The 11990-nt window shown below is 66.8% G+C and carries 12 protein-coding genes and 1 pseudogene; 5 read left to right on the top strand and 8 right to left on the bottom strand.

Features of this window, described 5'->3' with window-relative positions; translation table 11 throughout:
• Positions 1 to 2: 2 nt before the first annotated feature.
• The 3 genes from AN936_RS22195 to AN936_RS22205 all read left to right on the top strand — a co-directional run bounded on the left by AN936_RS22195 (position 3) and on the right by AN936_RS22205 (position 4436).
• A complete protein-coding gene (locus AN936_RS22195; RefSeq protein ID WP_054589978.1) occupies positions 3 to 2519 on the top strand; it encodes a penicillin-binding protein 1A in 2517 nt (838 codons plus the stop codon).
• A gap of 73 nt (positions 2520 to 2592) precedes the next feature.
• Positions 2593 to 3720, top strand: coding sequence for a peptide chain release factor 2 (prfB, locus tag AN936_RS22200; protein WP_054589979.1), 1128 nt, complete (start codon positions 2593 to 2595; stop codon positions 3718 to 3720).
• Positions 3720 to 4436, top strand: coding sequence for a class I SAM-dependent methyltransferase (locus AN936_RS22205; protein ID WP_054589980.1), 717 nt, complete (start codon positions 3720 to 3722; stop codon positions 4434 to 4436). Before prfB ends, AN936_RS22205 begins: the two co-directional genes overlap by 1 nt.
• A 269-nt stretch (positions 4437 to 4705) precedes the next feature.
• Here the strand turns inward: AN936_RS22205 and AN936_RS22210 are convergent, their stop codons facing one another.
• The 8 genes and pseudogenes from AN936_RS22210 to AN936_RS22245 all read right to left on the bottom strand — a co-directional run bounded on the left by AN936_RS22210 (position 4706) and on the right by AN936_RS22245 (position 10627).
• A complete protein-coding gene (locus AN936_RS22210; protein ID WP_054589981.1) occupies positions 4706 to 5071 on the bottom strand; it encodes a DsrE family protein in 366 nt (121 codons plus the stop codon).
• Complete coding sequence (locus AN936_RS22215; protein ID WP_054589982.1) at positions 5059 to 5808, bottom strand: HesA/MoeB/ThiF family protein; 750 nt, start codon at positions 5806 to 5808, stop codon at positions 5059 to 5061. The genes AN936_RS22210 and AN936_RS22215 overlap by 13 nt, the downstream gene beginning before the upstream one ends.
• Positions 5809 to 5906: 98 nt before the next feature.
• Positions 5907 to 6368 (bottom strand): annotated as a pseudogene (gene dut, locus AN936_RS22220) (dUTP diphosphatase); the annotation flags it as partial.
• A complete protein-coding gene (coaBC, locus tag AN936_RS22225) occupies positions 6331 to 7593 on the bottom strand; it encodes a bifunctional phosphopantothenoylcysteine decarboxylase/phosphopantothenate--cysteine ligase CoaBC (RefSeq protein WP_054589984.1) in 1263 nt (420 codons plus the stop codon). The gene coaBC and the pseudogene dut, both read right to left, overlap by 38 nt.
• Before the next feature lie 2 nt (positions 7594 to 7595).
• Positions 7596 to 7892: a CcdB family protein gene (locus AN936_RS22230; RefSeq protein WP_054589985.1), complete on the bottom strand. Its 297-nt coding sequence runs from the start codon at positions 7890 to 7892 to the stop codon at positions 7596 to 7598.
• Entirely contained in the window at positions 7892 to 8155 is a 264-nt protein-coding gene (locus tag AN936_RS22235) for a type II toxin-antitoxin system CcdA family antitoxin (protein WP_054589986.1), read from the bottom strand. The genes AN936_RS22230 and AN936_RS22235 overlap by 1 nt, the downstream gene beginning before the upstream one ends.
• Positions 8156 to 8199: 44 nt before the next feature.
• Positions 8200 to 9744, bottom strand: coding sequence for a 2-polyprenylphenol 6-hydroxylase (gene ubiB, locus AN936_RS22240; RefSeq protein ID WP_054589987.1), 1545 nt, complete (start codon positions 9742 to 9744; stop codon positions 8200 to 8202).
• 145 nt (positions 9745 to 9889) lie between these two features.
• Complete coding sequence (locus AN936_RS22245; protein ID WP_054589988.1) at positions 9890 to 10627, bottom strand: class I SAM-dependent methyltransferase; 738 nt, start codon at positions 10625 to 10627, stop codon at positions 9890 to 9892.
• Between the two features lie 92 nt (positions 10628 to 10719).
• Here AN936_RS22245 and mutM point away from each other — a divergent pair, with 92 nt between their 5' ends.
• Positions 10720 to 11532 (top strand): bifunctional DNA-formamidopyrimidine glycosylase/DNA-(apurinic or apyrimidinic site) lyase, encoded by an 813-nt coding sequence (gene mutM / locus AN936_RS22250; RefSeq protein WP_054590503.1) that lies wholly within the window; start codon positions 10720 to 10722, stop codon positions 11530 to 11532.
• Between the two features lie 189 nt (positions 11533 to 11721).
• Entirely contained in the window at positions 11722 to 11985 is a 264-nt protein-coding gene (gene rpsT / locus AN936_RS22255) for a 30S ribosomal protein S20 (protein ID WP_054590504.1), read from the top strand.
• Positions 11986 to 11990: the final 5 nt, after the last annotated feature.

Consider the following 11990-nt stretch of genomic DNA (forward strand, 5'->3'; position numbering starts at 1 on the left):
ATATGGTCGCCGACAGTCCGCCCGATTTCCGCCTGCGCCTGCGCCGCGACAGCAACGCCGTCATCGGGTGGTTTAGCGACATGTGGATGCGGCGCTGGTTTCGCTGGCTCGGCTATCTCGCGCTCGCCGGCTTGCTCGGCATCTTGCTGATCTGGCTGATTTTCGCGCGCAATCTGCCGTCGGTCGACCAGCTTCGCGATTATGAGCCGCCGCTGCCGACGATGGTCCGCGATGCCGAGGGCAAGCCGGTTCACACCTATGCCCGCGAACGGCGCGTCCAGCTCGAATATAGCGAATATCCGCAGCTCCTTGTTCGCGCCTATCTCGCCGCCGAGGACCGCACCTTCTTCGAACATGGCGGTATCGACTATCCGGGTATCGCCAGCGCGATCCTGACCAACATCAGCAACGACGGCCGCCCGGTCGGCGCCTCGACGATCACCCAGCAGGTCGCGAAAAACCTGCTGCTGACCAACGAGCTCAGCTATACCCGCAAGATCCGCGAGCTAATTCTCGCCCGCCGCATCGAGGGGGCGCTCAGCAAGGAACAGATTCTCGAGCTCTACCTCAACGAAATCCCGCTCGGGCGGCGGAGCTTCGGCGTGCAGGCGGCGAGCCGCGCCTATTTCGACAAGGACGTCGACCAGCTCAAGCTCCATGAAATGGCGTTTCTCGCCATCCTGCCCAAGGCGCCCGAAACCTATGGCCGGGCGCGCAACGCCGACAAGGCGATCGCGCGGCGCAATTTCGTCCTCGGCGAAATGTATCGCAACGGCTGGATCACCGCGGCGCAGCGCGACGCCGCGCAGGCGATGTCGCTCGGCCTCACGAACAGCGGCAACACGGCGATCGCGCAGGTCGGCGGCTATTATATGGAAGAGGTGCGGCGCCAGCTCATCGCCGAATTCGGCGAAACCGCGGCCGACGGCCCGCACAGCGTCTATGCCGGCGGCCTCTGGGTCCGCACCGCCTATGACGGCAAGATGCAGGCCGCGGCCGCAAATGCGCTGCGCCGCGGCTTGATGCGCTATGATGCCGGCAAGGGCTGGTCGGGGCCGATCGCGACGATCGAGGCCGACGACCAGTGGCAGAGCCGCCTTGCGTCGAGCTTCATCGGCATCGATTACGACAATTGGCGGATCGCCGCGGTGCTGTCCAAATCGGGCGGCGAGGCGCAGATCGGCTTTGCCAATGGCGACACCGGGCGCCTGCCCGCGAGCGCCGCGACGCTCGGCTATCGCAAGACCGGCGGCAGCGCCTTTTCGGCGATGCGCCCCGGCGACCTGATCGCGGTCAAGGCGACGGGCGGCGGCGTCTATGCCCTCCGCAACATTCCCGAAGTGTCGGGCGGCTTCGTCGCCGAAAGCCCGCATTCGGGGCGTATCTATGCGATGCAGGGCGGCTTCGATGTCCGCCTGTCGCCGTTCAACCGCGCGACGCAGGCCGAACGCCAGCCGGGCTCGACGATCAAACCCTTCGTCTATGCCACCGCGCTCGACAACGGCATGACCCCCGCGACGATGATCGTCGACGGTCCCTTCTGCGTCTATCAGGGCGCCAGCCTCGGCAACAAATGCTTCCGCAACTTCGGCGGCGGTGGCGGGTCGGGCGAACATACGATGCGCTGGGGCCTCGAACAGTCGCGCAACCTGATGACGGTGCGCACCGCGAGCCAAGTCGGGATGGAGCCGATCGTCGACACGATCAAGACGATGGGCATCGGCACCCACGAACCCTATCTTTCGACCGCGCTCGGCGCCGGATCGACGACGGTCGAGAAGATGACCAACGCCTTTGCGATGCTGGCAAACCATGGCCGCGAGCTGAAACCGCGTGTGATCGACTATGCGCAGGATCGCCGCGGCAAGGTGGTGTTCCCGGCAAAGTGGAAGCCGTGCGAAGGCTGCAACAAGAGGGACTGGGACGGCCGGCCGATGCCGCGCTTCGCCAAGTCGGGCAAGCAGCTGATGGACCCGATGACTTCCTATCAGGTCGTCCATATGCTCGAAGGCGTCGTCCAGCGCGGCACCGCGGTGCGGCTGCGCGACCTCGGCGTGCCGCTGTTCGGCAAGACCGGGACGACGTCGGGCCCGAAGGACGCCTGGTTCGTCGGCGGGACGCCCGATGTCGTCGCTGGCGTCTATATCGGCTTCGACCAGCCGCGGAACATGGGCGGCTATGTCCAGGGCGGCAGTATGGCCGCGCCGATCTTCAAGCAGTTCTTCGAGGAATCGCTCGCCGACCGCCAGCCGGTGCCGTTCACCGCGCCGAAGGGTGTCCGCATGGTGCGCATCGACCGCCAGTCGGGCCGCCGCGTCTATGGCAGCTGGCCGGGCAGCGATCCCAAGGCGGCGATCATCTGGGAAGCGTTCAAGCCCGAAAGCGAACCGCGGCGGACGATCCGCGAGGAAGAGATCAAGCCGGTCAAGACCCCCAAACGGCAGGACGTCCCCGTCCAGCAGGGCAATGGCCGGCGCAGCGACAGCGATTTTCTGGAGGATCGCGGCGGCATCATCTGACCCGCGCGCGTGCCTTCCCCTTTGGGCCGGCAGGTCCTAAGGGCGTGACCGTTATTATTTCAGGAGCAAGACCATGCGCGCCGAAGCGCAGGATCATATCGACAAGATTGGCGCCGCGCTGGCGCTGCTGCGCCGCTTTCTCGACTGGGACCGCGCGGTGCGGCGGCTCGACGAACTCAACGCGAAGGTCGAAGACCCGACGCTGTGGAACGACGCCAAGGCCGCGCAGGAAGTGATGCGCGAACGCCGCCGGCTCGACGAGGCGATCACCGCGACGCGCGCGATCGAGACCGAATGCGCCGACACCGCCGAGCTGATCGAACTCGCCGAAATGGAAGGCGACGAGGCGATGGTTGACGAGGCAGTCGCATCGCTGGCGACGCTCGCCGCGCGCGCCGAGGAAGACAAGATCAAGGCGCTGCTCGCGGGCGAGGCCGACGCCAACGACGCCTATATCGAAGTCCATGCCGGTGCCGGCGGCACCGAAAGCCAGGACTGGGCCGAAATGCTCCAGCGCATGTACAGCCGCTGGGCCGAAAAGCGCGGGTTCAAGGTCGAACTGGTCGAATATCAGGCGGGCGAACAGGCGGGCATCAAATCGGCGACGATGCTGGTGAAGGGCGAAAACGCCTATGGTTATGCGAAGACCGAAAGCGGCGTCCACCGCCTTGTCCGCATCTCGCCCTACGACAGCTCGGCGCGCCGCCACACGAGCTTTTCGTCGGTCTGGGTTTATCCGGTGATCGACGACAATATCGATATCGAAATCAACGAAGGCGACCTCAAGATCGACACCTATCGCGCCTCGGGCGCGGGCGGCCAGCACGTCAACACCACCGATTCGGCGGTCCGCATCACGCACATCCCGACCGGCATTGTCGTCGCGTCGCAGAACGACCGTTCGCAGCACAAGAACCGCGCGACCGCGATGGGGATGCTGAAGGCACGGATGTACGAGGCCGAGTTGCAGAAGCGCGAGGCCGCGGCGTCGGGCGAATATCAGGCGAAGACCGAAATCGGCTGGGGCCACCAGATCCGCTCCTATGTCCTCCAGCCCTATCAGCTCGTGAAGGATCTGCGCACCGGGGTCACCTCGACGGCGCCGGGCGACGTGCTCGACGGCGCGCTCGACCCGTTTATGGCGGCGGCGCTGTCGCAGAAGGTGACCGGCGAAAAGGTCGACGTCGAGGACATCGACTGATGCGGCGCGCGGCCCTACTTGCCGCGCTCCTGCTGCTGGCCGGCGGCTGTGATGCCCCGTGGGATTCGGGCAGCGACCGCCTCGAAACCTCGCGCGAATTTCCGCCCGCCGACCGGCCCGTCGCGCCGACCGTGTCGACCAAATGGTCGACCGAGGAAGCGCGCGACCGCGTCAACGAGGCCGAGGATGTCATGGATTCGGCCGACGTCCGCCCCGACATGACCGTCGCCGACATCGGCGCGGGCGACGGCTATTACACGGTGCGACTCGCGCAGCGGGTCGGCGTCGGCGGCCGCGTGCTGGCGCAGGACATCATGCCCGAAGTGATCGAACGGCTCGCCGACCGCGTCGCGCGCGAACGGCTCGACAATGTCTCGATCAAGCTCGGCGCTGTCGATGACCCACGGCTTCCCGCCGCCAGCTTCGACCGCGTCTTCATGGTCCATATGTATCACGAGATCGGCGAACCCTATGCCTTCCTGTGGCGGTTGCGGCCGGCGCTGCGCAAGGGCGGGCAGGTGATCGTCGTCGACGGCGACCGCCCGATTGCCCAGCACGGCACCCCGTTCCGCCTGCTCGTCTGCGAGTTCGAGGCGGTGGGTTATAAGCTGGTGTCGTACGACGACAAGCAACATGCCGGCGGTTATCTCGCGCGCTTCGTGCCGAGCGGCAAACGCCCGGCGCCCGACGCGATCACGGTTTGCGCCAATCCTTAGAGGATGAGCGGGGATAGACTGAAACACCGCCTTCTCATGATTGTCATCCCGGCGAAGGGTGTTCAGAGGCACGTGACTCTGAACACGATCTCACCCTCACGACCTGACGCCCCGGCGAGATCCCGGCTTTCGCCGGGATGACGATCCAATGAAGAATGATTCCGATCTGGACAATCGTCGCCCCCGCGCAGGCGGGGGCCGTTGGAGGTTTACGCAGCCACGAAGAGTAAGGCCGACTGCGGCCCCCGCCTGCGCGGGGGCGACGGCCTTTAATAGACGACCAACCGGTCGCTGGCCTCCACCGCCGCCAGAAAGCCGACAAGCCCCGCGGCGCGGACATGCGGCGGTATTTCGGGCGCGGTGAGGCCGGCGAGCGCCATGCCCGACTGGCAGGCGAACAGGCCGACGTCCATCGCGGCCGCCTCTTCGATCATCGAGGCGAGGTCGGGTTGCCCGGCGGCATTTCGTGCGGCGTCGCCGGCAAAGCCGATCGGCGGCCGGAGCAATGCGACCGCTTCGCCCTGCAGGAAGAGGCGGGTCGGCGCGCCGAGCGCCGCTGCCGCCATCGCGGTTTCGAGCGCGGCATAGAGTCGCGCGCCCTCGGCGCAGGCGACGATGATGTTCAGCGGCGGCATATCGGGCACTCGGGATCCTTGCCGACGCCGACCTCGCGCCAGCGCCGCTCGAGCATGTCGACGATCGCCAGCCGCCCGGCGAGCGGTTGCCCCCAGCCGCTCAGCGCACGCACCGCCTCGAGCGCCGCCATCGTTCCGACCATCCCCGCCAGCGCGCCCATCACGCCGGTCTCGGCGCAATTGACGCCTTCCTGCGCCGGGTCGTTGCCGACAAGGCAGGCGTAGCAGGGGGCGTCCGCGCGCCAGCCTTCGTAAAGCGCGACCTGCCCCTCAAACGCGCCGATCGCGGCCGAGAGCAGCGGGATTTCGAGGGAAACGGCGGCGCGATTGACGGCCAGCCGGGTCGCAAAATTGTCGCAGCCGTCGAGGATCAGGCCGGCGTTCGCGAGCAATGTTTCGGCATTGCCGTCGTCGAGGCGCCGGACCACGGCGACGGCATCGACATGCGGGTTGATCCGCTTCGCTGCTGCCGCCGCGACCTCCGCTTTGGACTTGCCGATATCGGCGTCGGTAAATAGCGGCTGGCGCTGCAGGTTGCTGAGCTCGATATGATCGTGGTCGATGATCGTCAGCCGCCCGACCCCGGCTGCCGCGAGATAGGTGATCGCCGGGCAACCGATGCCGCCCGCCCCGATGATCGCGACATGGCTTGCCTTCAGCTTCGCCTGTCCGGCGCCGCCAAAGGCGGGCAGGACGATCTGGCGCGCGTAACGGTCGAGTTCGGCGTCGCTGAGCAAGCCTACTCGCCCGCGCGCCGCAGCGGCATCGCAGAGAGCGAGGCGACCCCCGCCGGCTCCGCCTCGTCCTCGACCGGTTCGGCGGCATCGCTCGCCACCCCGGTCGAGCCGAAACCGCCCGCACCGCGCGCGGTTTCGTCGAGGCTCGCGACTTCGGCGAAGGCGGCGCGCTGTACCGGAGCGGGTACCAGTTGCGCGATGCGGTCGCCGCGCCTGATCTCGAAATTCTCGTCGCCCAAATTGGCGAGGATCACCTTCACCTCGCCGCGATAGTCGCTGTCGATCGTCCCCGGCGTGTTGAGGCAGGTGATGCCGTGCTTGAGCGCGAGGCCCGAGCGCGGGCGCACCTGCACCTCGTAACCCGCCGGAATCGCCATCGCGAAGCCGGTCGCGACCGCGTGGCGGGTGCCGGGGCGGATGGTCAGCGTCTCGGCCGCGACGACGTCCATCCCCGCGGCGCCGTCGGAGGCATAGGCGGGCAGCGGCAGGCCGCCGCCGTTGGGCAGCCGCTGGATGGCGATTTCAATCGGCGTCAAATGGTGCGCGGGTGTCGAGTTCATCGGCAATCTTTTCCATCAATTTGTGGGCGACGGCGTCCTTGGACAGCCGGTCCCAGCTATCGACGCCCGCTGGCGTCACGATATGCACGCGGTTCGTTTCGCCGCCCATCGGGTCGGCGGACACGTCGTTGGCGACGATCCAGTCGCATCCCTTGCGCGCCAGCTTCGCCTCGGCATGCGCGATGACGTCATTGGTCTCGGCGGCAAAGCCGATCAGCAGCGCCGGGCGCTGCGGGCTCCTGGCGACGGCGGCGAGGATGTCGGGATTCTCGGCTAGCGCGAGCGGCGGGACGGCGCCGCTGCCGTCCTTCTTGATCTTTTGCGCTGCGGTGTCGGCGGCGCGCCAGTCGGCGACCGCGGCGACCATGATCGCGGCATCGACGGGCAGGCCCTGCTCGACCTCCGCCGCCATCTCGCGTGCGGTTTCGACATCGACGCGGATCACGCCGGGCGGTGTCGGCAGCGGCACGGGCCCCGCGATCAGCAGCACCTCGGCACCCGCTTCGGCGGCGGCCGCGGCGATCGCAAAGCCCTGCTTCCCGCTCGACCGGTTGGCGATATAGCGCACCGGGTCGATCGGCTCGTGCGTCGGGCCTGCGGTGATCAGGATGCGGCGGCCGTGCAGCGGGCGATGATTCGCTTCCGAAAAATCGGGCTGGCCATCGAGCAGCGACGCGGCGGGTGCGCCGGTGAGCGCTTTCTCGATCGCCGCGAAAATCGCCTCGGGCTCGGGCAGCCGGCCCGGCCCATATTCGCCGCATGCCATCTCGCCCTCGTCGGGCTCCAGCACCGTCACCCCGTCGCCGCGCAGGGTAGCGACATTGCGCTGCGTTGCGGCGTGCAGCCACATCCGCACATTCATCGCGGGCGCAGCAAGCACGGGCTTGTCGGTCGCGAGCAGCAATGTCGTCGCGAGGTCGTCGGCCTGCCCCCCCGCCATCTTCGCGAGCAGGTCGGCGGTCGCCGGCGCGACGACGACCAGGTCGGCCTCGCGGCTGAGCTGGATATGCCCCATCTCGACCTCGTCCTTCAGGTCGAACAGGCTGGTATAGACCTTGTTCTCGCTCAGCGCGGCGAGGGTCAGTGGCGTCACGAACTGCTCGCCCGCGCGCGTGAGCACGCAACGCACGACATAGCCCGCCTTGCGCAGCAGCCGGACGAGCTCGATGCTCTTATACGCGGCGATACCGCCGCCGATGATGAGCAGGATGCGTTTCGCGGCCATCGTCAAACCCCCGTCACCAGCACGTCGAGCGCGCCGATGATGGCCAAGCTGTCGTCATCCAGATTCATTACCACTTCACCGAGTTGATTCACCGTAAGGGTGGCTGCGAATTGCGTGTACATGACATAATCCGTTTCTCCGATGGTGAAGAGCGGATTGAGCCGCCGAGCTACCACCTCGAATTGATCCACGGGCAGCAGCGGTACGACCAGCCGGGTGTTCAGATGCCTCAGCAGGTTCGACTGGCAATCGATGACGAGTGCGCCCTCCGACGTGCGTCGGACATCGAACTGTGTCATCAGAACAGCCGGTATTTGGCCAGTGGCAGTCCGTGCTTGCGAACATATTCGTTGGAGGACTCGATCGCGGCGCGATTCTCTTCCAACCACGCTTTCTCGCGTGCCTTTTTGACCTCGGCGGCGAGACCGGCTTGACAGGCCTCGCTCACATTGAGGCCCAGCCGCTTGGCTTCGTCGACTAGCGGAACGCTCAGCGACACATTCGTCGGCCTCTTGAGTGCCGCCTTCCCGCCCCTATCGACTCGCGCCGCCGGCCTGTTCATCGCCATTCTCCTTGCGCACAAGATATGCGCATGTTGCTCTGCGTTCAACCCAACCAGTTCAGCGCCGCCGCGCCCGCCGCTGCACCCAGCAGCGCGGTCAGCGCATAGCGCCACCAGCGGCGGCGCTCGCCCCGGTCCCACATCAGCGGAATCTCGGGGAGCGGCGGCGCGGGCGGGGCGCCGCCGGGTTTGGGCAATTGCGCATCGAGACGGCGGATGATGTCGGGGATCAGCGCCAGCGTCTTGCCCTGTTCGCGCAGGCCATCGGCGAGTGCGGCTTCGGGGCCGAGTTCGTCGCGGATCCATTCGCCGACGAAGGGCCCCGAAACGTCCCACATGTTGATCTTCGGGTTGAGCATCGTCGCGACGCCCTCGACCATCACCATCGTCTTCTGGAGCAGCAGCAGGTGCGGCTGCGTCTGCATGTCGAAGTCGCGGGTGATCGCGAACAGCCCGTCGAGCATCTGGCCGACGCTGAGCTCGCTCACCGGCTTGCCGCGCATCGGTTCGCCGACCGCGCGCAGCGCCGTCGCGAATTCCTCGACGCTGTGATAATCGGGAACATATTGCGCCTCGAAATGAATCTCGGCGACGCGGCGGTAATTGCCCGTGGTCAGGCCATAGAGGATCTCGGCGAGCCAGTAGCGCGCCTGCCGGTTGATCCGCCCCATGATGCCGAAATCGACCGCGGCGATCGTGCCGTCGGCCTTCACGAACAGATTGCCCTGATGCATGTCGGCGTGGAAGAAGCCCTCGGCAATCGCCTGGCGCAGGAAGGCGTTGACGAGGTTCGCCGACAGCGCCTCCATGTCGTGCCCCGCGGCGACCAGCGCGTCGCGGTGCGAAATCTTGATACCGTCGATCCAGTCGAGCGTCATCACGCGGCTCGCAGTGCGGTCCCAGTCGATCGCCGGAACCTCGTATGTCGGCACCCCGACCATCGCGTCGCGCAGCTCGGACGCCGATGCGGCCTCGCGGCGCAGGTCGAGCTCGCGCAGCGTCCAGCGGCGGAAATTGGCGATCACCTGCCGCGGCCGCAGCCGCGACGCCTCGCCGCCGAGCGCTTCGAGATGCGCCGCTGCCCACTCATAGGTTTCGATGTCGCGCGCGAACTGCTTGTCGATGCCCGGGCGGCGGACCTTAACCGCGACCTGGCGCCCGTCGGTGGTGACCGCGCGGTGGACCTGCGCGATCGACGCCGATCCGACGGGCTCGGGATCGAATTCGCTATAGAGGCGCTCGAGTGGCACTTCGAACGTCGCCTCGATTTCCTGTTTGATGCGCGCGAAGCCGACCGGCGCCAGCGCGTCCTGCAGGGTCAAGAGGTTGCGCGCCGCCTCCTCGCCGACGAGGTCGGGGCGCGTCGCGAGCGTCTGGCCGAGCTTGACCGCGGCGGGGCCGATCGCCTGGAAGGCCGCGGCATAGTCGGGGATCTTCGGCTGGATCGTGCCCAACCGCGCGATGCGGCAGAGGCGTTTGACCCCCGGCGGGGTCTGCGGCGCCGACTCGATCCCGCGCAGCGCGCCGTGGCGCGCCAGGATGCGCCCCCACTTCAGCAGGCGGACGATATGGGTGACGGGTCGGGTCATTCGAAGTTCCCCTCCCGCAGGCGGGAGGGGTAAGGGGAGGGCATGTCGAGGCTGGCGCTGTCGAAGCAGGCCCTCCCGTGGTCAGAGGCACGTGACTCTGACCACCCCCTCCCGCAAGCGGGAGGGGAGAAATCGGTGCGGATCGTCACGCTTTCCACCCGCTGTGAATCGCGACCAGCCCGCCGAGGATCGGTTCGACCTTCACCGACGTGAAGCCCGCTTCGCGGATCATGGCCGCGAATTTCGGCATTGGCGGAAAGCGGCGGATCGATTCGATCAGGTAACGATAGCTATCCTCGTCGTCGGCGATCAGCTTGCCGAGCTTGGGGACGAGATGGTGCGAGTAAGCATCATAGGCCTGCGCGAAGCCCGGCCATTCGTTGGTCGAGAATTCGAGGCAGAAGAATCGCCCGCCATAGCGGAGAACGCGGTGCGCTTCGCTGAGCGCCGCCGGAATGTCGGTGACGTTGCGGATGCCGAACGCGATCGTATAGGCGTCGAAGAACTGGCCCGGGAAGCTCAGCTTCTCGGCATTCTGCTCCGACCAGACGAGCGTGTCGATGCCGCGCTCGGCGGCGCGTTCCATGCCGACGCCCAGCATGTCGGGGTTGATGTCGGCGACGGTGATGCTCGCGCCCGACTTTTCCATGCGAAAGGCGATGTCGCCGGTGCCGCCCGCCATGTCGAGGATCGCCTCGCCCGCACGCGGCTTCACCCGCCGCACGAAACGGTCCTTCCACAACCGGTGCATGCCGCCCGACATTGCGTCGTTCATGATGTCGTATTTGCGCGCGACGCGGCTGAACACTTCGCCGACCATCGCGGTCTTGGCGGTCGCCGGGACCTCTTCATAACCGAAGCTGACGGTATCGGGGGTGGCCATGATATTGCGCCTTTGCGGGGAGATGCTGCGTTCGACCGGCCTTTAGCGGGGCCTTGTCGTGCAAGCAAATGGCGCGTAGCCCGATGGGCGATATGCCCGAGCTTCCCGAAGTCGAAACCACCGTCCGCGGCCTGACCCCGCACCTCACCGGCCAGCGCCTGCTGCGCGTTTCGACGATGCGGCCCGACCTCCGCCGCCCCTTTCCCGTCGACCTCGCGCAGCGGCTGACCGGCGCGACCGTCACCGGCCTGTCGCGCCGCGCCAAATATGGCATCGTCAGCACCGACCGCGACGATCATATGATCTTCCACCTCGGCATGTCGGGAAGCTGGCGGATCGGGGCCGGGGAGCCTGGCAAGCACGACCATCTCGTAATCGACACCGCGGCGGGGCAGCGGCTGATGCTCCACGACCCGCGCCGCTTCGGCTCGGTCGACCTCGTCGCAGGCGACCCGCTGCTCGCCTTTCCCGCCTTTGTGACGCTCGGTCCCGAGCCCTTGTCCGAAGCCTTCGACGCCGCTTATCTCGCAAGGGCGCTCGCCGGGCGGCGCGCGCCGATCAAGGCGATGCTGCTCGACCAGACGGTCGTCGCGGGGCTCGGCAATATCTATGTGTGCGAGGCGCTCAACATGGCGCGCATCGCGCCGACGCGCGCCGCTGCCGACGTTCCGAAGGCCAGGATCGCGCTGCTCGTCCCCGCGATCAAGGCGGTGCTCGAAGCATCGATCGCGGCGGGAGGATCGACCCTGCGCGATTACAAGCAACCCGACGGCGAGCTCGGCTATTTCGCCAAGGACTGGCGTGTCTATGGGCGTGAGGGCGAGGCATGCGAATGCGGCGGTACGATCGCGCGGATCGTCCAGAGCGGCCGGTCGACCTTCTATTGTCCCAAATGCCAGCGTTGATATGGGCAATTTCCCATCAAAAGCGTTGACCTTCGGCGCCTTGCTGGCTATGGGCGCACCCTTCGAGCAGGGTCCGGTCGTACCGGAACCGGCCGTATCCGGACATTGATTCGCTCGTTTCGCGCGATTCGGCTGCTCCGGTGACGCTGTGCTCCGACTGACTTAGACCGTTTGGAAACCGAGGAATTTATGGCCAATACGCCGCAGGCAAAAAAGCGCATCCGCCGCAACACCGCGCGCACCGTAGTGAACAAGAATCGCGTTTCGCGCATTCGCACGCTGGTGAAGAAGGTCGAAAACGCCGTCGCCGCGGGCGACAAGGATGCCGCCGCTGCGGCGCTGAAGGCTGCGCAGCCCGAAATGGCGCGCGGCGTGGCCAAGGGCGTTCTCCACAAGAACACCGTGGCGCGCAAATATTCGCGTCTGACCAAGAGCGTCAACGCCATCGCCTGATCCTG

The sequence above is a fragment of the Sphingopyxis macrogoltabida genome, assembly GCF_001307295.1.
GTDB lineage: Bacteria > Pseudomonadota > Alphaproteobacteria > Sphingomonadales > Sphingomonadaceae > Sphingopyxis > Sphingopyxis macrogoltabida_B.